Annotated in this window: 15 protein-coding genes; 6 read left to right on the top strand and 9 right to left on the bottom strand. The window is 44.2% G+C overall.

The genetic code is table 11. The features are described from left to right. Positions 1-123 precede the first annotated feature (123 nt). The 5 genes from CYQ88_RS07050 to CYQ88_RS07030 form a co-directional block, all read right to left on the bottom strand. Positions 124-3,552 carry an ATP-binding protein gene (locus CYQ88_RS07050; protein WP_101840652.1) on the bottom strand — a complete coding sequence of 1,143 codons (3,429 nt, stop codon included), beginning with the start codon at positions 3,550-3,552 and terminating at the stop codon, positions 124-126. Further along, positions 3,549-4,331, bottom strand: coding sequence for an EI24 domain-containing protein (locus CYQ88_RS07045; protein ID WP_233188836.1), 783 nt, complete (start codon positions 4,329-4,331; stop codon positions 3,549-3,551). Before CYQ88_RS07045 ends, CYQ88_RS07050 begins: the two co-directional genes overlap by 4 nt. After that, the gene (locus CYQ88_RS07040) at positions 4,331-5,701 is read right to left on the bottom strand and encodes an NAD-dependent succinate-semialdehyde dehydrogenase (protein ID WP_101840651.1); all 1,371 of its coding nucleotides are present in this window, start codon (positions 5,699-5,701) and stop codon (positions 4,331-4,333) included. The genes CYQ88_RS07045 and CYQ88_RS07040 overlap by 1 nt, the downstream gene beginning before the upstream one ends. A 68-nt stretch (positions 5,702-5,769) precedes the next feature. Continuing rightward, positions 5,770-6,972 carry an EAL and HDOD domain-containing protein gene (locus tag CYQ88_RS07035; RefSeq protein ID WP_101840650.1) on the bottom strand — a complete coding sequence of 401 codons (1,203 nt, stop codon included), beginning with the start codon at positions 6,970-6,972 and terminating at the stop codon, positions 5,770-5,772. 156 nt (positions 6,973-7,128) lie between these two features. Further along, positions 7,129-8,463, bottom strand: a complete 1,335-nt coding sequence (locus CYQ88_RS07030; protein WP_101840649.1) for a dihydroorotase — start codon at positions 8,461-8,463, stop codon at positions 7,129-7,131. 182 nt (positions 8,464-8,645) lie between these two features. On the opposite strand from CYQ88_RS07030, the gene yidD reads away from it, so the two are divergent. The 3 genes from yidD (at position 8,646) to ppx (ending at position 12,757) form a co-directional block, all read left to right on the top strand. After that, positions 8,646-8,915, top strand: a complete 270-nt coding sequence (yidD, locus tag CYQ88_RS07025) for a membrane protein insertion efficiency factor YidD (RefSeq protein ID WP_369827537.1) — start codon at positions 8,646-8,648, stop codon at positions 8,913-8,915. 94 nt (positions 8,916-9,009) lie between these two features. Next, positions 9,010-11,133 carry a polyphosphate kinase 1 gene (gene ppk1 / locus CYQ88_RS07020; RefSeq protein WP_101840648.1) on the top strand — a complete coding sequence of 708 codons (2,124 nt, stop codon included), beginning with the start codon at positions 9,010-9,012 and terminating at the stop codon, positions 11,131-11,133. Between the two features lie 103 nt (positions 11,134-11,236). After that, complete coding sequence (ppx, locus tag CYQ88_RS07015) at positions 11,237-12,757, top strand: exopolyphosphatase (RefSeq protein WP_101840647.1); 1,521 nt, start codon at positions 11,237-11,239, stop codon at positions 12,755-12,757. A 6-nt stretch (positions 12,758-12,763) separates the two neighbouring features. Here the strand turns inward: ppx and CYQ88_RS07010 are convergent, their stop codons facing one another. Further along, positions 12,764-13,852 (bottom strand): NADP oxidoreductase, encoded by a 1,089-nt coding sequence (locus CYQ88_RS07010; RefSeq protein WP_101840646.1) that lies wholly within the window; start codon positions 13,850-13,852, stop codon positions 12,764-12,766. A 33-nt stretch (positions 13,853-13,885) separates the two neighbouring features. Continuing rightward, positions 13,886-14,377 (bottom strand): hypothetical protein, encoded by a 492-nt coding sequence (locus tag CYQ88_RS07005; protein ID WP_101840645.1) that lies wholly within the window; start codon positions 14,375-14,377, stop codon positions 13,886-13,888. Positions 14,378-14,614: 237 nt separating this feature from the next. Between CYQ88_RS07005 and pyrE the strand changes: the two genes are divergently transcribed. The 3 genes from pyrE to CYQ88_RS06990 all read left to right on the top strand — a co-directional run bounded on the left by pyrE (position 14,615) and on the right by CYQ88_RS06990 (position 18,579). Beyond that, the gene (pyrE, locus tag CYQ88_RS07000) at positions 14,615-15,259 is read left to right on the top strand and encodes an orotate phosphoribosyltransferase (RefSeq protein WP_101840644.1); all 645 of its coding nucleotides are present in this window, start codon (positions 14,615-14,617) and stop codon (positions 15,257-15,259) included. An 18-nt stretch (positions 15,260-15,277) separates the two neighbouring features. Further along, complete coding sequence (locus CYQ88_RS06995; protein ID WP_101840643.1) at positions 15,278-15,814, top strand: histidine phosphatase family protein; 537 nt, start codon at positions 15,278-15,280, stop codon at positions 15,812-15,814. A 125-nt stretch (positions 15,815-15,939) separates the two neighbouring features. Continuing rightward, positions 15,940-18,579 (top strand): methyl-accepting chemotaxis protein, encoded by a 2,640-nt coding sequence (locus CYQ88_RS06990; RefSeq protein ID WP_101840642.1) that lies wholly within the window; start codon positions 15,940-15,942, stop codon positions 18,577-18,579. Positions 18,580-18,660: 81 nt separating this feature from the next. Here the strand turns inward: CYQ88_RS06990 and CYQ88_RS06985 are convergent, their stop codons facing one another. Then, positions 18,661-19,428, bottom strand: coding sequence for a sulfite exporter TauE/SafE family protein (locus tag CYQ88_RS06985; RefSeq protein WP_101840641.1), 768 nt, complete (start codon positions 19,426-19,428; stop codon positions 18,661-18,663). A gap of 14 nt (positions 19,429-19,442) precedes the next feature. After that, on the bottom strand, positions 19,443-20,339 hold the full coding sequence (gene argB, locus CYQ88_RS06980) for an acetylglutamate kinase (RefSeq protein ID WP_304441603.1): 897 nt from the start codon (positions 20,337-20,339) through the stop codon (positions 19,443-19,445). Positions 20,340-20,371: the final 32 nt, after the last annotated feature.

Genomic DNA, 20,371 nt, shown 5'->3' with positions numbered 1-20,371 from the left:
GAAACGATCCAAAAAACAGCAAGGCCAATAGCATGTTCCGGATGATTCTCAGGCTCAATGCTCCTATAGAGTTCAAAGAATCACAATATAATTTCTGAACACTCAATAGCGAATCCCCAACTTTCATTGTTCTGACTCCTGCAAAGCATTCAATATAAGACTCACATAATGAATGGCGTCATCAAATTCAAAATTATCAATCGCCGTCATTAACGGCTTACCATAGGCCTCTTGCAAACGATTGGGCAAGCCTCCCCATATCGGCTTTAACTGCTGAACCTCTAAAAAGCGCTGACTTTGTAGGTCACTGAGCAAGTGTCGTAAGGCCGCTTGCAAATCCATATTTGACATAGGTTCAACGCCCTTTAAGGACTCGGCTTGCAAGTCATCCATAGCGGCTTGCTCCGAAAAATGGGCGAGTTGATCTTGAATCGCTTGCTGGGTATCATTTATCACTTGTTGAAAAACTTCAACTAACTCAGGATTAGGCACTAATTGCTGCTTCAATTGACGATCAACCTGTTGGCTCACTTCATAAAGTGCGGTTAATGCTAAATTGGCAGCGACCCCTTTCATCCCATGATTTTGTGCTTGCAATTTGGTCAGTACTGCGTCACTGGCTGAATGTTTCGTTGCTTCACTTAGAGCTTTTGCCAGTTGAATGTAGTCACCATTGAGTTGTTCTAAGAATTGATTGAGTAGTTTGGTATAAAGGATTTGATTGCCATTTAATTGCTGTAGTCCTTTTTGACGATTAATCAACACAGATTGGCTTGCACCGTCTGCTATTGATTGACTGGTTGCCCCTGTTTGTTCACTCTCTGCCACAAAGGTAGCCATTTCAATCGGATGATCGGTTGTTTTTAAATAGACCGATAGCATGGAATAGAGGGTTTTAATATCCACTGGCTTCGCTAAGTAATGCTGAATTCCAATGTCTTCTGCCAATTGCCGATCTTGTTCAGTATTGGCCGCGCTTAAAGCAATAATGGGCAATTCAGGAGACAACTTCAACAAATGGCGACTGGCTTCAAGGCCGCCCATTACCGGCATGTGCACATCCATTAAGACTAAATCGAATGATTGCTGTTGCGCCTTTTCAAGGGCTTGAGCACCATTCTTCACCAACACCGCGTTCGTCAAGCCCAACGCCATTAACTGCTGCTGAATCACCTGTTGATTAATAGCATCATCTTCTGCCACCAATACTTGTCCAGTCAACTGCTTAGCATCCGCCATCGCTGCCGTATCAGATGTCGACACCTCAAGACCATCAGCGGCCAATGAAAAAGGGACTTCAAAGCTAAAACAACTGCCTTTACCTTGTTCACTGCTTACCGAGACCCCTTCCCCTCCCATTAACTGTACCAACTGCTGACTAATTGCCAGGCCTAATCCTGTACCGACAACAGACTGTTCGCTAGCCTTGACTCGATGATAGGGTTTAAACAAATTGACTAAATCGGCTTTGGATATCCCCACACCGGTATCCGTCACGGAAAATTTGACCCAGGCCTGGTCATTTTTCAGCTTAGTTAAACAAATATCGAGTTGTACCAGCCCTTGTTCGGTAAACTTAATGGCATTACTCATTAAATTCATCAACACCTGACGCAAACGCTGAGGATCGATATTCAGTAAACGGGGGAGTGTTTGATCATAATGCAAATGGAGTTCAACAGGCTGCCCCACACGCTTGATACCTTCCACTAAGGTCATGGCTTCGCGAGTCAACGTTTCTAATCGAATCGGTTGTAACGACAAGGTTAACTTATTCGCCTCAATTTTTGACATATCCAGCAGGTCATTCATTAGGGACATCAGTTGTTGTGCGGCCTTCGAAACGTGTCGGGAAGCGTCTTTTAACGACTCAATATCAGAATAATTATTCGCCATATCACACAAGCCAATCATGCCCGATAAAGGGGTGCGAATCTCATGTGTTAAATAGGCTAAAAACTGAGATTTCTCTACATTGAGTTGTCGTTCCTTTTGATGCGATGCTTCTAACGCCTGTTGTGATTGTTTCAGCGCACTAATATCTTCAAAGACGCTCAAGAAGAACGACTTATCGTCAAACTGAACACTTTTGGCCGTAACCTTAACGTCTAAGATCGCACCCGAACGATGACGATGTTGAGTTTCAAATGAGACTCCCTCATGCTCTTGAGCTTGATTCATGTGCGCTTTAATTTTCTGTTCAGACTCGAACACCTCATAATCAGCAATTCGCAAATGCGCAAAAATTTCAGGCGGATAGCCTAATTGCTGATAGGCTTGTTTGTTAAATCGCACCGGCAATTGGGTATCAGGGTCAATCAATACGGTCGCCAAGGGATAGAGTTCAAATAGACTTCGATACTGTTGCTCGCTTTGTTGTAAAGCGCGTTCAGTCTCTATCAAATGCGTTTGGTCTAATAAATAGCCAAACACTTCATTTACCTGATTATTGTCACCATAAATTGGTTGACTGTAATCATAAAACCACTGCCATTGCCCTTGTTTTGACAAGATCCGATAACGTTGCTCCCAGTAGGGCGCTTTTTCGGCAATATGCGTTTCAACTTCCTGGCTGATTCGCGAGACATCATCTGGATGAATGAGGTCACCGAACCGAAAACCGGACGAGACCCATTCCGAAACCTGATAACCCAATACCTTAGATAAATTTGGCGTGACATATTTCACTGGCCAACCAGGCGCAACTCTCCAAATCACACTGACCAACGGACCTGCTTTTAACAAGTCCATTTCTTGTTTCAGCTGCTTATTTTCATTTTCATAGCGTTGGTGTAGGCTTTCATAGACCAGCGAGACTAGGTCTTTTTGATGGAGCACACCAACCACCTGTTGCTGCTCTTCAACTACGATATGTTTTATATGATGCTCTCGGCTCACCGCTAATGCATACTGCACACTGGCAGTGCCACACACAGTCATTAGCGGGGCGGTCATATAGTCGGCCACGGGTTTTTGCCAATTGTGTTCACTGTCTAATAATTCAATCACATTGGTTTGGGTAATGATGCCCACCGCTTGCTGCTGCATCACTATCGCGGCCGTTTCATTCAGTTGATGCATTTTTTGAAAAACAGTTTGCAAATCATCTGATGCCTCAACCTGCAAAAATGGTTTATCACGCACCACGTCACCGACCGATTGAGATTGCACCAACTGATCTGGTTGCAAACTGGCTGCTAAATCGGAATAACTGACAATGCCAATAATGTCTTTGTCTTCATTAATTAAACACACATGGTTATCAGGATGGTTTTGAATCACCATTAAGGCTTTCATCACACTGTCATTCTCGAACATTTGCGGCACAATATTCAGATGCAAATCGGCCAAGGGCGTATCAAGAGAAACCTGACGAATTTGAAAATCAATCAACTCGCGCGCCGTCAAAATGGAATAACTTTGTCCCTGAGTAACAATGATATCTCGAATATGGTGCACGTTCATTAAATGCACCGCTTCTTTTAAAGATTGAGAGGCATCCAGTGTGACCACGTCACGGGTCGCTAACTGCACTAAACTGGGAAAAATCAAGGCGAGTCCTCTTCATTGGAAACCGGTAACAAAGATAATTGATCAAAATAATAGTGTGCTAAGGCAATCACCCCAAACACGGGCACAAAAAAGCTAATCATCGGCAATAAGCTCAATGAAAACAATGCGGCTAATGTAACCGTCGGCGTCCAACGATTAAAAGGCGATAATTGTTTAAATAGCGGCTCCGGTAAAATAACCTGGCCAACATCCAATACCAACGCATAGCGAAAAAAGATAAACCCGATCGCCCAAAACCAAAGGAGATTGACTAAGGGGATAAATAATAAGGGTAAGGTTAGCAATAACAACAACACCATACCCAAACCAAACAGGGTCATTTTCCATAACATTCCGCTTAAGGAACCATGCCCTTGGTAGTCGGTATGGGGATAATGCAAATCATGCACTGCTTTAACCAATGAATCGGTCATAAAACCGGTGATAATCATCGCAAACAACAATACCAAATAACTACCCAAAATAATGCCAATCAAGCCGGCAATGACCGTAAAGACCATTCCCAAAAACCAGAGTAATAAGCCACCAATTAAGGGGATGGCACCAATGGTTGATTCCGCTTCTAGTTGCCATTGATTCATGTCCTGCACAATGGCACTGTCGGTAACGAAGCCACTGGCTAACAGCCAACCGAAAAGGCCGTAACCCAATAAGGAAACCAGTACAAGCCCTATGGCAAAAGGAATAAATAATCGAATTAAAATCTTTGGCGATTTTAAGTCACCCAGAGTTTTCCAAATCAAGTCCAGTGCGGTCACTATTTAATCCAAACCGTTTTGATATTGGTAAACTCGCGAATGCCTTGCGCCGATAGCTCTCGGCCATAACCCGAATTTTTGACCCCACCAAATGGCAGGCGTGGGTCAGAAAAAGTCGGACTGTTAATAAAGGTAGCTCCTGACTCCATGCCTCGCGCCATCGTTTCGGCGGTTGCTAAATCATTGGTCCAAATAGACCCTCCCAACCCATAATCAATGCCATTGGCCAAACCGAGTGCATGCGCGGGTTCAGACGCTTTTAAAATAATCGCGACTGGACCGAAAAATTCTTCGTCGTAAGCCGGCATACCGCTACTGACATTGGTCAGTATCGTCGGTGCATAATAAGCGCCAGGCCGATCCAGTTGATAACCGCCGGTGACGATTTTTGCACCCATTTCCACCGATTTCATGACCTGTTGATGCAATTCATCCAATAAATCTTGTCGCGCCATCGGTGCCAGGGTTGTATTGGCATCCATTGGGTCGCCCACCACCAAATCGCTTTCAATGGCCTGTTTAAACTGTTCAGTAAACGTCTCTACTAAAGCCGCATCCACAATAAAGCGTTTAGCCGCGATACAACTTTGCCCAGCGTTCAAAAACCGTCCTTTAACCGCCCCCGCGACCGCAGCTTTCATATCTGCACTGTCCAAGACAATAAACGCATCTGATCCGCCCAGTTCCAAAACGGTTTTTTTCAATTGTTCTCCAGCAACGCTCGCCACTTTGCGACCCGCCGCCTCACTACCTGTGAGTGAAACGGCCTTAACGGCAGGGTGTCGAATCACGGAAGCGACCTGATCGGAGCCAATCATCAATGCTGAAAACACGCCATCAGGATAACCGGCCTTGCGAAACACTTCTTCCAAGGCCAATGCACATTGAGGGACATTAGACGCATGTTTCAATAATGCAATATTACCAGCAGTCACAGTTGGCACTGCGAATCGAATCACCTGCCAAAACGGATAATTCCAAGGCATTACCCCTAACACCACGCCCAACGGTAAATAGGCTAAATAACTCTTGGACGCATCCGATTCAATCAGTTCATCCGCCAAAAACTCAGCGGCATGATCCGCATAGTAATCGCATAAGGAGGCACACTTTTGCACTTCTGCCACCGCTTCTGAATAGAGTTTCCCCATCTCCAGTGTCATCAGTTCCGCTAAGGGTTCCTGATCATCCAGCAATACATCGCCTAAGCGTCGTAACAATGCTATTCGATCTTCTAAAGGGGTTAATTGTGACCAATCGGCAAAACCATAACCGGCTTGCGTGACCACCTCATCTAAGGTGTCTTGATCCCAAGTTTCAAACTCGGCATTCAACTCGCCTGTGGCTGGATTGATGGATTGCATAGTCATTGTCATTTCCTTTTGAATAGATTGAACAGAGGGTGCAAATCCCAGATCACATAAATCGGGGATATTGGTCAGTCAGTACTGGCTTGGTGTGCCCAAGCAGAGGCTTCCATAAATAAACTGGCGATATCGCTGATATCCAACTTATCAAAGGTTAATTTGGCAAAATCCTGTGAGGTGGACTCCAATTCGCTTAAGCATTTGAGTGCGTCTCCCATCGGCCCTTCATGTTCAACCAATGCCAACTTAATCTCTTCCGACAAGGGCATTTCAGCAACGATTTCGGCAACCGGTGAACGAAAGAAGGCACCTAAATTGGAAAAAAGACCGACCAAGAAATAACTGTCTTTCTCTCGCTGAAACCCAGCTTTAATCGCCAAAGCCTCACAGAATTTTGCGCGCATTAAGGACGTGGTCAAAAGCTCTTTCGGTACATCATTCAAGTCGGACAACATCATCATATTGACCCAAAACTTCAATCGCTTTAGACCCATGTAATTGAGAGCATCGGAAACGGTTTCCACTTCAATTGGAATCATGGCTGCCGGATTATTCACCGCCACTAATAATTTGTGAGTCAACGCCACATCTTTACTTAAAATATTGGAGAGTTCTTTAAAGCTGGTTTTAGGGTCATTAATCTTGGCTAACACTTGCAACAGCGTCAGCTTATTGCCCGTTAACTTTTTGCCATTGATAATAACGGGATTGGTGAAAAAATAGCCCTGAAAATAATCAAACCCCAGTTTCTTTAGGTATTGATAGATTTCTTCCGTTTCAACTTTTTCCGCAATGACTTTTTTGCCCTTGGCATGAAGCTCTTCAATCATCGACTTCATTTTGACTTCAGACATGGTTTCGTTATCAATCTTGACAAAATCACTAATATTGGCCAGCTTCAAACTGGAGTCATCATCAATAAAATTATCTAATGCGATAGAAGCCCCCTGACTTTTGAGTTCTTTCAGTTTTTTAAGAACGTCCACGTCCTTATCAACATTAGAGGGAATCTCCAAAACCAAATTACGTTTATCTTCGAAACTGGCAAAGTCATTGGATTGGATCATTAAATCATGAGGCAGGTTAATTAATGCGACATGCCCGCCGACAATGGATTGTAGACCGATTTCCGACTCGGTTTTTGCTAATAGCTGTGCAGAGGCTTCAACGGTTTTTTGATTGGGGTTTAATCCTTGGTGAAACTGCAACTCATAAGCAAACAGTTTCATATTACGATCCAGGATGGGCTGGCGCCCAATATACACTGCTGACATTTGCAACCTCTTTTGTGTGTTATATGATCACTTTACAAGTGTTGGTAAATCTTTGCAATCTCTTCAAGGCGGATGCAACCCAAACCGCAGCCAAAAAGCTTAGAATAGATTTCATTATAACCAGGCCTGGTCATTTTTGTGCTCTCAAAACACAGGTTACCCTCGCGTAAATTGTAAGCGCTGGCCTGGGGTAAAGTGTCCCAATTTTCCTTGGTGATATTTTAAATCGCCATTAACAAAAGTACTGATCACGCTCGATGAAAATTGATGTCCTTCCCAAGGAGACCAACCACATTGATACAAGTTATCTTGCTTGCGATCCGTGTGCGACTGATTCAAATCCACCAACACCAAATCGGCAGCATAGCCTTCACGAATAAAGCCGCGATTGGCGATTTGATAGCGCAATGCAACGTTATGGGCTGTTTTTTGCACAATAGTTTCCAAATCAAACACGCCCTGTTTGACTAAGTCCAATAAGGCTGTCAACGACTGCTGTACTTGCGGCAGCCCTGCCGGTGCTTGAAAATAAGACCCTTGTTTTTCCGCCCAAGTGTGCGGGGCATGATCGGTGGCAATAATATCAATTTGACCCGTGCGCACAGCTTGACGAATAGCGTCACGATCTGCAACCGATTTAATGGCCGGATTGCATTTAATTAAGGTGCCCTTTTGCTCGTAGTCATCCGCACTAAACCATAAATGATGAACACAGGCCTCCGCAGTAATTTGTTTGCCTTCCACTGGTCCAGGTGCAAATAAGGCCATTTCTTCAGCTGTCGTTAAGTGCAATACATGCAAATTAGCGCCGGTTTTTTTGGCCAGCTCAACGGCAAAGGAAGAGGATTTATAACAGGCCTCTCGGCAGCGAATCTCAGGGTGTGCCGACATGGGCACAGCTTCACCATATTTTTGTCGAAAAAGCGCTTCTTGCGCTTGGATCATCGGCGTATCTTCACAATGTGTGGTGATTAAAGTCGGGCTGTGTTGAAACACATCGGTCAGCGCCTGTTCGCGATCTACCAGCATATTCCCCGTCGAAGCGCCCATAAAGATTTTTACCCCACAAGCCTGATTCGCATCCAAGGCTTTAATTTCCTCAAGGTTATCATTGGTCGCGCCTAAGTAAAACGAATAGTTGGCCCAAGAGGTTTCTGCGGCTAACTGATGTTTGGCTTCCAAATTCGCGAGAGTGGTGGTCGCGGGCTTCACATTCGGCATATCCATAAAACTGGTCGTCCCACCCGCAACAGCGGCTTTCGATTCGGTGGCGATTGACCCCTTCTCAGCAAACCCCGGATCGCGGAAATGCACCTGATCATCAATAAAACCAGGGAGCAGATGCATTCCATTCGCATCAATCACTCGATCAGCTTGCACATCCAATTTCGGCGAAATTTTTTCAATAAGGCCGTTATTTATTAACAGATCTGCTTCGACAATTTTGCCTTCATTTACAATTTTTGCTTGGGTAATTAGAGTACTACTCATGATTTCAACCTTGGTTTTAATAAGAGGGTTACGCGCCGTTTCAAAATTTTATTTTAACCCCTTTACACTGCGATTGCATCTAACTTTACGGAGGTAAATCACACAAAGACAAACCTGACATGAACGTCCATTTCGCCCTTACGCCACCGTTGAATTCATGTTAAAGTTATGATTTTAGATTCATGGATACCTCAAAACAAATGAATCCCTTTAAATGGCTACTTCTTGGATTGATTCGCTTTTATCAACTGTTTATCAGTCCTCTTATCGGGCCTCGTTGTCGATTCTATCCGAGCTGTTCACATTACAGCCAAGAAGCCATTCAAAAGTGTGGTGTACTGAAAGGCGGCTGGCTATCCATTAAGCGCATAGCCCGATGTCACCCTGGTAATCCCGGCGGAATTGACCCAGTGCCCGATTGCCAACATCCCCCGTCAAAGACCCCTGAATAAATCGAAAACGAATTCACACATTTTTCATTTTTTCGACATGTAAAATCGCTATACTTATTGAAATTAACCATTATTACCCTAGTTACGGAACCTTATGCAACCTGAAACGTCTTTAGAAAACTTGCCTCCCTATATCAACCGAGAAAAAAGCTTATTGGAATTTAACCGCCGAGTGTTGGCACAAGCCAATAATCCAGAGATTCCATTACTGGAGCGTCTTAAGTTCTTGTGTATTTCCAGCACCAATATGGATGAATTTTTTGAAGTTCGGTTGGCCAGTTTATATGAACTCCGCAATGACCCCTCCGCACGAACCCAACCGGATGGACTGGTTCCTCAAGAAGCGATTGAAATGCTGTCCGAAGTCGCGCACGACTTGGTTAATGAGCAATATCATACTTTAAATAACATTTTGATCCCTGCACTGGAAAAAGAAGAAATCCGCTTCCTCAGACGCAATCATTGGACCGACCAACAGAAAGAATGGATACGCAATTACTTTATACAATCGCTACAGCCGGTAATGAGCCCAATGGGGCTCGACCCGTCTCACCCTTTTCCGCGTTTACTCAATAAAAGTTTGAACTTTATCGTATCATTGGAAGGCAAGGATGCGTTTGGACGTACCAATGGTTTGGCCATCGTGCAAGTGCCGCGGTCATTACCGCGCATTATTAAACTACCACCGGAAGCCACCGATGGGGTCAATGACTTTGTGTTTTTATCTTCCATCTTACATTCCAATGTTTCAAATCTTTTCCCTGGCATGACCGTCACCGGCTGTCACCAGTTCCGTTTAACCCGTAACACCAACCTCTTTATTGATGAAGAAGAGGTGGATGATATTATGAGTGCGTTACAAGGGGAGCTATCCAGTCGACAATATGGCGGCGCCATTCGCCTTGAGGTATCGGATCGTTGTCCCAAAAATATGTATGAGTATTTGCTCGATCAATTTGATATGGATGAACATCAACTCTACAAGGTCAATGGACCAGTCAATTTACACCGACTCAATGCAGTACCGGATTTAGCGAGACGCTCTGACTTACTGTTCTCCCCTTTCAAAGCGAAGTCGATGAAATCACCGACGTCAAAAGTCAAACAAACAGGCTTAAAACTCTTTAGCCGCAATAAACAACCGCAAACCCTATTTGATCAAATTTATCGTCAGGACATTTTATTACACCACCCCTATGACTCTTTTAGTCCGGTCATTGAATTTTTACAGCAGGCCGCTTCCGACCCCAATGTGCTGGCCATTCGCATGACTCTTTATCGAACTGGCGAAAAATCCGCCATTATTGATGCATTGGAAAAAGCGGCGAAAAACGGCAAAGAAGTGACCGCCGTCGTGGAATTGCGCGCTCGATTTGATGAAGACAATAATATTCAACAAGCTAACCGCCTGCAGGATGCGGGGGTCAATGTCGTTTATGGCGTGGTGGGTTATAAAACCCACGCTAAAATGATTTTAGTGGTTCGTCGTGAAGGTGAGCATCTCCGTCAATATGTCCATCTTGGCACAGGAAACTACCACCATATCACCACTCGTTTCTATACCGACTTCGGTTTGTTTTCAGCCAATCCCGCATTAGGCCACGATGTCTCCAAAATCTTCCAACAACTCACCAGCTTGGGAGATACCAATAATCTATTGGTATTATTACAATCACCCTTTACCTTGCAATCGGGCATGATTGATCGCATCCACCGTGAAGCGGAAAATGCGCGCCAAGGTAAACCGGCACGGATCATTGCCAAAATGAATGGTTTGCAGGAACAAGGCATTATTGACGCCCTCTATGAAGCCTCTCAAGCAGGCGTCAAAATTGACTTAATTATCCGCGGCATCTGTAGTCTACGCCCAGGGGTACCTGGCTTGTCTGAAAACATTCAAGTCATCAGTGTGATTGGCCGTTTCTTGGAGCATCACCGTATTTATTACTTTGAAAACAGTGCGGGAGAACCTGAATTATTTTGCTCCAGTGCCGATTGGATGCGCCGCAATCTCTTTTCGCGCGTAGAAACCTGTTTCCCAATTCTGAATAAGAAACACTTCCAACAAATCTACACCGAAGGCTTGGCAATTTATCTCGATGATAATCGTGGCGCCTGGGTCCTTCAGGCGGATGGCAGCTATTTACCCAAGCAACCACAACCCGGCGAAGCCCCCTTTAGCGCGCAAAACTGGTTAATCGAGAAATATTCTTCCTAACCACTTCCTGAAAGCAAACCGCCCTTTCAACTTAAAAAGCGCTGACCCTTACCGTGACTTAGGATACAATCAGCGCTTCAATAGCAAACTGACCAAAACCGTTATGACCGATATTTTGCCAGAAGAAGAAACCAACCAACACATCTATGCCGCCATTGATTTGGGTTCGAATAGTTTTCACATGATCATTGCTCGTGAAGTACATGGACAAATTCAAGTCATCGATAAACATAAAGAAATGGTGCGCCTACGCTCTGGTCTAGATAAGAAAGGTTACCTTACGGAATCTGCATTTGAAACGGGCATAGAATGTTTACAACGCTTTGGCCAACTCATCAAAAATATACCTGGCAGTCAAATTCGTGCCGTTGGTACGAACACCTTACGTAATGCGAAAAATAGTCCCAAATTTCTACGTCAAGCCAGCTTAGCACTAGGCCATGAAATTCAGATTATTGCCGGTCAGGAAGAAGCTCGGCTGATTTATTTGGGCGTCGCCCATGATCTACCCCATAATGAAGAAACCCGTTTGGTGATGGATATTGGTGGCGGCAGTACCGAGTACATTATTGGCAAGCAGTTTAGCTATCAACACCTTACCAGCACGGAAATGGGCTGTGTCAGCATTACTCAGCGTTTCTTTAGCAAGCCAGAAATCACTGAAAAACGCTTTAATAAAGCCATCTCCACCTGCCAACAAATCCTACGTCCGCATAAGATGAAACTGCGTCACTATGACTGGGATATTGCCATAGGTGCCTCCGGAACCATCAAGTCAGTTGGTAGTATTCTGGAAGAAAATAGCTGGAGCCAAGGCGCGATTACCTTAGATGGCCTCAATCAACTAAAACAAGCGTTAATTGAAGCTGGGACACTGGATAATGTCAGCATTGCCGGTTTAAAGGAGGAGCGATTACCCGTATTAACGGGCGGATTGGCCATTTTAATCGCCAGCTTTGAGGTACTCAATATTGAACAGCTTAATATTTCAAACAATGCACTACGAGAAGGATTGGTGTTTGACACCCTTGGTCGCCTTCATGCCGAAGATGTTCGCGAAACCAGTGTCAAAAGCGTCCAGGCCTGGTTAAAAATTGATAGCAGCCAAGCGGATGCGGTAGCAGATACCAGTGACCGCCTCTATAAACAAGCCCATAACAGCTGGCAACTGCACGATATCGATCACGACTTTAAAAAATTACTTAATTGGGCCGCCCGCCTCCATGAAGCTGGCATGGCACTCAGCTATAAACGCTACCGACATCACAGTGCTTATTTAATTGAAAATGCCGAATTAGCCGGGTTTACCCAGCAAGAAAAACAAATGCTATCGGCGCTACTAGTCAACCACCGTGGTAAGTTTATTGCCGGCGCCTATGACCGATTTGACTCAGTTCATCGTGAAAAGTTATTGGGATTAACCGTGCTGCTGCGGCTTGCCGTGCGCATCCACCGCGGACGCGAAATCGATATACCGACCATATTGCTTATCATTGAATCAGAACGTACCATTCGCTTGGAATTTGAAAATGATTGGTTAAAAACCCACCCATTAACCCAAATGGATTTGGAAGTTGAAGCTCACCACCTCTCTGCTGCCGGTTTTCAATTAAGTTATAGTTAAAAACCCTCAATAAACATCCAATTGGACTTGACCCGCCTTCTTCCAAAATCGTAAAGTGGCTTCGGCTTCTTCAAACGAAGCACCTTGCTGCTCCACTATCATTGCCAATAGCGTTTTTTCCACACCCTGCCATAATTTTTTCTGACTACCGCACACATACAAGTGCGCGCCCTTCATCAACATAGGCCAAAGAGCGGCACGTTCTTGCCATAATCGATCTTGCACATACACTTTTTCAGCTTGATCCTGAGAAAAGGCAGTTCGTAACTGTAAGCCTTGTTGTACCCATTGCTGAAGTTGCGACTCAAATAAGAAACTTTTTGACTGATGCGTTTCTCCAAAAAACAACCAGGCCTGGCCTTTTTTCACGGGATTTGAAGCTGCAAACCAGTGTTGGCAAAAACCGATAAAGGGCGCGATGCCCGTGCCCGCTGCCACCATAATAATATCCGACGATTTGGAAGCCTCACTATCAGGTAATTTAAAACTTCGGTTCGGGCTTAAAGCCACTTCCAACCAATCCCCTTCGTTTTTTTGGGATAATGTGGTGGTCACTAAGCCTTGACGCCAGCGTCCGCGCTGCTGATAGCCCACCTGACGATAAACCAAATCAACCCGATGCTCGCCAACCACCTCTTTACAAGAAGCAATGGAATAATAGCGAGGAGCCAAGGGGGTTAAACAGTCACAAACAGCTGTGCCGGTCAGTAAAGGATAATCGGATAATAGGTCCAGTAAATCTTTGCCATCAGCATAATCCATCATCGCCTGACGGTCTGGCCAATCACTGAGTTGAAAGCTGCGTTTGAGTTTATTAAGAGTTGCCGGCGCCAGTAGTCGAATTTCGAGATGACTTTGCAGCGCCTCTGCCACTGTCACCTCACCCACTCTTTTAACGGTTAGAGTTTCCTGCCCGGTTAAGTGCAGTGCGGCTAATACCGCATCCACTAATGACGGCGGATTTTCTACAAACACCATTAACCAATCACCCGGTTGATAATTCAATGGCTGTGTCGTCTTTAAGCCCAAATGATAAATAGATTTATCTGGATGGTTAGACGTTAATAATTGATTAAATCGTACCTCTGCTTGCATAACCGCCTCATGTTAACTTTCGTTAGGAGCCGATTATACCACCACCCGCATTTTTTCAATCAGCACTGTGAGCCAGGGAGCGGTCGCAAGAATGGTAATGGCTGACATCAATCCGGCAACCAGGCCAATGCCAATTTGCGGCAACACATTATTTTGTTTGTATTCGATGTCAGAAAGCTGACGCTCTAAGGAACCGAACACATCCACTTGATTTTTTAATAAGTTATTCAAGGTACGAATTTGATTAAACAGTAAGGCCTGCTCTTTTTCAAGCTTTTGACGTGACTGATCCGACAACTCCTCCAGCCGTTTCATCTGTTTTGATAGTTGGCCGACAGAACCATCCATTTGGCTGACTAGATTATTGAGGACAGTTTTATCCTCTTTTAACCACTCATAATCAGGTGAAACCATATCCATCATATGCTCTGGTTCATCCTTATTTTGAGCTCGACGCCGCATTGCTTGTTCCATGAGCAAACTTTTTGAACTTAAAGGTTCAACATTTCGTAAATTAATGGCCATAAAACATTCCTTGTGTTAGTTTCTGTACACCAGACAGTGAATGTCATTTTTTTGACAGACTATTGCCTTAAGCGCGGGTTATGCTCATACTATGCAGAATGCATGCCAAGGTTTGCGCTTCATTAAAAATCTTTATTACATTTTTTATAGGCCACCGCCAAGCTATGTTAATATTTTCGATTACAGCACAGGGGTCTAAGCGCCTTTTAATTATCTGGACAAACACACAAAACATTTATGAAACCAAATCAATCCGATTTTATCGACTTTATCTTACAAGCCGGCGTACTAAAGCTGGGCAACTTCACTCTGAAATCCGGCCGACAAAGCCCTTATTTCTTCAATGCTGGCGGCTTTAATCGTGGCGCACAATTAGCGAAACTTGCTGAAGCTTATGCCGCGACGATTGCGGCCAATTCCATTGAATTTGATGTGTTATTCGGCCCGGCCTATAAGGGTATTCCATTAGCTGCGACCACCAGTGTGGCGCTGGCCACTCAGCACCAAATCGACACGCCTTATGCATTTAATCGCAAAGAAGCTAAGACCCATGGTGAAGGCGGTAACATTGTAGGGCATCCACTTAAAGGCAAAGTTCTTATTATTGATGACGTCATTACCGCTGGCACTGCCATTCGTGAAGCCATTGAGATTATTCAAGCGGAAGGCGCCGAGCCTGCGGGGGTCGTAATTGCTCTGGATCGGATGGAAAAAGGCCAAGGTGCACTGTCTGCCATTCAAGAAGTTGAACAGCAGTACAATATCCCCGTTTACAGCATTATCAACTTGAATGATATTATTCAAACCCTTGACAGCCGTGACGATATTGATCCGGCCATTCTGCAAGCCATGCGTGACTATCAAGCGCAAAATGGGATCTAATCGGGAGCCTAAAAACCAGTGAACCAGCCCTTAAGAGAACTGTTATTATTGCGACATGCTAAGTCTGATTGGAAGGACGATACATTAACGGACTTAGATAGACCGCTCGCTGATAAGGGCAAGAAATCACTTTGTAAGGTTGCTTATTGGCTCAATGACCAAGACCTTATTCCGGATCTTATTTTAGTCTCCCCTGCAAAACGAACGCATCAAACGTTAAAACGCCTCAAACTGCCCAGAGGCATTCCAACTGAAGTCCATACCGAGCTCTATATGGCTGACCTTGAAACTTTTAAAAAGCTATTGGCTCAAGTACCGAACCAATACGAACGGGTTTTAATCATCGGCCACAACCCCGGATTAGAGAGTTTGATGCAATTTCTCTCTCAAAAACAACACGCCCATTCATCAAAACTGTTTCCGACCGCTAGCTTGGCGCACTTTGTAATGCCTTTCCACTGGCAAGACCTAGCACAGGGCTGCGCTCGCTTAACCCAATTTACTCGCCCAAAAGACATTCACTTGCCCACGAATGCCGAAACCGACTGCCCCTAATTTCACCATAGGGTACACCTTTTTAAAAGGCCCTTTCGCTACAAAAAAATAGTACAAAAGCACTATAAAATCGATACAATACAAAAATACTAAAATAAATCGCACAATTAATAAGGATATACTCAATGAGCCGAATCGATAGACCGGTAGTCAATGAAACCGTTCCCATTCCTGATCATTACCGCATCATTTCTCGTACCGATTTAAACGGAACCATAATTGAAGCCAATAGCGAATTTATTGAAATCAGTGGTTATGCAAGGGATGAAATCATAGGACAACCTCATAATATCCTTCGCCACCCTGATGTGCCTAAAGCGGTATTCAAAGATTTATGGCAAACATTGCAAGCGGGGAAATCCTGGACACAAATCGTAAAGAACCGCACCAAAGATGGTCGTCATTATTGGGTAAAAGCGAATGCTGCACCTATTACTGAAAATGGCAAAATAACTGGGTATATTTCAGTACGCAAACCCGCTTCTTCTGCAGAAATTCAATTAGCCAGCCAAGCATATAAAGACATCAATACTGGAAAGCTAAAGATTGTTCATGGCCAGATCAGCAAATCAGGCGCAGGCAAGTTGCATCAACTCAACCCTTTTTACAACCTCAATCTAATGCCTAAAATGATAACCTACAATATTTTTGCATTAGTGCTTCTGACAGCAATTTCAGCGATTTTTCTTCAGCAAAATATCAACGAAGCGCTTCATATTACCTTAGCAATGGCAATATTAACGGTATTAAACCTCATTTCAGTTCGTCTAAATGTTATTAATCCAATAAAAACAATCACCAAAACAATTACTCAGACAGAGCAAACTGGCGACCTGAGTTACAGAATTGACAACACTCTTACAGGAGAGCCTGGAGAACTGGCTGAAGCCTACAATGCATTATTACAGAATGCCCAAGTCGCGCTGGGAGAATCAGGGAGAATGCTCAAAGAGCTATCTCGTGGTAAATTAGATTCTAGTTCAGTGATCCCCTTTAAAGGTGACTTTAGGGTTATGGAAGTAAATCTCCAAGAGGCTGCATCCACTTTAACGTCTACATTGAACGACATCAATCGATTACTATCATCAATCTCTCATGGGCAATTCCATGAAAAACCAATGATTACACCCCATGGGGAATTCAAAGTTGCAATAAATAATGTTGAATCAACAACAGACACTTTGCAGGGCGTCTTCACAGAAATCAATACCTTAATGAATCAAGTTGCAGAAGGCTTTTTCTCACAAAGAATATCTGCTGATTTAGAAGGTGAGTTTGACCAGTTAAAACGTAACATCAACAACTCGTTAAATAAACTCGAATCGGTCATAGAAGAAACAACTCAAGTCATGATTGCGCAAGGTGCGGGAGACTTAAAACCCCGTATTCATGCCGACACCAGTGGGACCCTAGCCGTATTAAAAGAAGGCATCAATAATTCCGTTAACAATATTTCCAGCCTATTGTCACAATCCAATTATTCAATTCGTAAACTATCTGATGGCACCATTACCATCGCTCAAGATGTTTCTGATCTCTCTGGAAGAACCCAGCAGCAAGCCGCCTCTTTAGAGGAAACCGCCGCCAGTATGGAACAAATCACGTCGACCATTCAACAAACAGCCAATAATGCTAAAGATGCCAACGAAGCGGCCAATGAATCGTTAAAAGAAGCACAAGAGGCGAATTTAGTGGTTCATAAAACCATTGAATCTATCAATGAAATCAATGAAGCCAGTGCAAAAATTTCAGAAATTACAGCATTAATTGACAGTATTGCCTTCCAAACCAATTTACTTGCTTTAAACGCTGCTGTAGAGGCTGCAAGAGCCGGTGATCATGGTCGTGGCTTTGCGGTAGTAGCAGGTGAAGTTCGATCCTTGGCAGCGAAGTCAGCCGATGCGGCCAAAGACATTCGCCAATTAATTGATAACACGGTTGAAAAAGTTCACGAAGGTGCGAGGCTTGCGGATGAATCTGGACGAGCATTGGAATTAATCAATGACTCCATCGCTAAAATTGGTTCTTATGTCAGTGAAATTTCTCAAACGAGTTCTGAACAAGCTAAGGGCGTTGAACAAGTCAATATCGCCATTAGTAGCATTGACCAGGTTACGCAGCAAAATTCCGCCTTAGTTGACGAAACGGCACAAAGAACGGAGGAAATGAGTCGATTGGCAGAAGAAGTCAATACTGTCATCAGCAACTTTAAAATGGATATTCATGACCTCGGCTTTGAAACCGCCATGCAAACGGGTAACTTTATTTTTGCCAATGCCAGACGTGCCCACCTTCAATGGAAAGGAACGGTACTGGGATATGTAGAAGGCTTGAATGTTGAATTTAGCCGTGAAGTCGCCACAGATCATACCAAGTGTGCTTTAGGCAAATGGTTCTATGGGCCTGAAGGTCAACAATATGCTGACTTAGCTGAAATGCAGACCTTGGATAAATGGCATGCCGAAGTCCATGCCACCATTAAACGCATTTTAGATGCGCACGAAATGAGTGATCTTGATACGGTCCGGGCTGAGTTCCGAAATCTGGATGATGCCAGTGATAAAGTGGTCGATAGCCTAACTCGACTTGAGCAAACCCTTGCGCAACAGGCGGCACATCAACAAGCCCCTGCCGCGCCCAAACCCTTGGCACAAAAAACTGCCAAGCCAAGTTCAGCTCACCTAACCGCTCCTACGAAAAAGACTCAAGCAGCAACGCCCAATAAACCTTCCTCCCATCAAGAGGATGAATGGGGAGAATTTTAACCAGGCCTGATGGTCAAACGATAGATAAGGGAGGCGCAGAAGCCTCCTTTTTTGTTCGTGCTAACTCATGCAAGCGTGCAGTTAGATTAGATGCTTAACAATGAGACTACTACCAACCAGCAGCGTTATGATTTCAAACCCTCGCTTCACTAACCGATTACCTTTCACAATAGATAAGTGTGCGCCCAGATAGCCCCCAACAAAAGAACCTAAAATCAAGGCCGGTAACCAATCCCACTGAATTTGTCCTTGAATACCGAGCGTAAAAGCGCCAATACCATTCCAAAAAATGCCAACCAACACCAGCGTATAAGCCACCGCTGTCTTATAATCTAAACCAAACCACGCAATAAGCCATAGCGTGACAAATAAGCCGGTACCAGACGTTAAAGAGCCATTCAACAGACCGATCATGAACAACACCAACCCACCAACGAACCAACCCGAACGAGTTTGCCTTTTTAATTGATGGATTTGTCCTAAATCCGGCTGCACTGCTGAGTAGACACCTAGAGCCAAGGTCAAGACCCCCAAAGCTATTTCAGCAATATGGTCAGGAATGCTCAAAATTAGGTTGGCTCCGATAATCACACCGGGTAAGCCAAATGCTAAAATAACCAGTACAAAACGGAGATTAAATTGTGCAGAACGGAAGTGACGAGAGCTGGCCCCCAACCCTAGAAAAACACTAGCGACTTTATGGGTGGCCAATGCAAGACTAAAGGGTAAGCCTAAAAACAATAATGCGGGTAACTGTAACAACCCTGCCCCTCCACCCGCTAAGGCAGAAAGCAGATTTGCAATGAGGGAGACTATAAATAATAGGAAATGGTCAAAGAAGCTTTCCATTTAAGAGAGCAATCTCATTTGGCGGTGATTAAGGTGCCCACCCCTTCATCGGTAAAGACTTCTAACATCACCGCATGCTCGACACGACCATCAATAATATGCGCTGATTGAACACCATTTTCAACGGCTTCAAGTGCACATTGAATTTTGGGGAGCATACCACCATAAATCGTTCCATCGGCAATCAGCCTTGCAACCGAATCAGAATTCAACCCCGTCAACAACTCGCCCGCCTTATCCAATAAGCCTGGGGTATTGGTCAGTAACATCAGCTTTTCGGCATTTAACGCTTCTGCCACCTTACCTGCAACCAAGTCGGCGTTAATATTATAAGATGCGCCCTTTTCATCCACACCAACAGGTGCGATGACAGGAATAAAATCATCCTGAATCAACATATCCAACACTTTGGTATTGATTTTGGCCACTTCACCGACATGACCTAAATCAATGAGTTCTGGCGCATTCAAATCCTCATTAAAAGCGGTCATTTCCATTTTTCTGGCTTCAATTAAATTAGCATCCTTCCCCGTCAGTCCCACAGCATTACCACTATGTTGATGGATGAGATTGACAATTTCTTTATTGACCATGCCGCCCAACACCATCTCGACAATATCCATGGTTTCAGAATCGGTAACGCGCATACCTTGAATAAATTCTGATTGTTTACCAACTCTTTCAAGTAGATTACCGATTTGTGGCCCTCCGCCATGCACCACTACCGGATTCATGCCCACCAGTTTCATTAGCACAATATCGCGTGCGAAACCGTTTTTTAAAGCCTCTTCGGTCATGGCATTCCCACCATATTTCACGACAATGGTTTTACCAGAAAAACGTTGAATATAGGGCAAAGCTTCGGCAAGAACCGAAGCAATATTTTGCGCTTGGGCTTTGTTTAAATTCATGGTGGATTGCACTCTCATCATTGGGCTCGGAA

The sequence above is a fragment of the Hydrogenovibrio sp. SC-1 genome, assembly GCF_002848135.1.
Classification (GTDB): Bacteria; Pseudomonadota; Gammaproteobacteria; order Thiomicrospirales; family Thiomicrospiraceae; genus Hydrogenovibrio.
The sequence above is the reverse complement of the archived record's forward strand: the minus strand, read 5'-3'. Positions and strand labels throughout refer to the sequence as shown.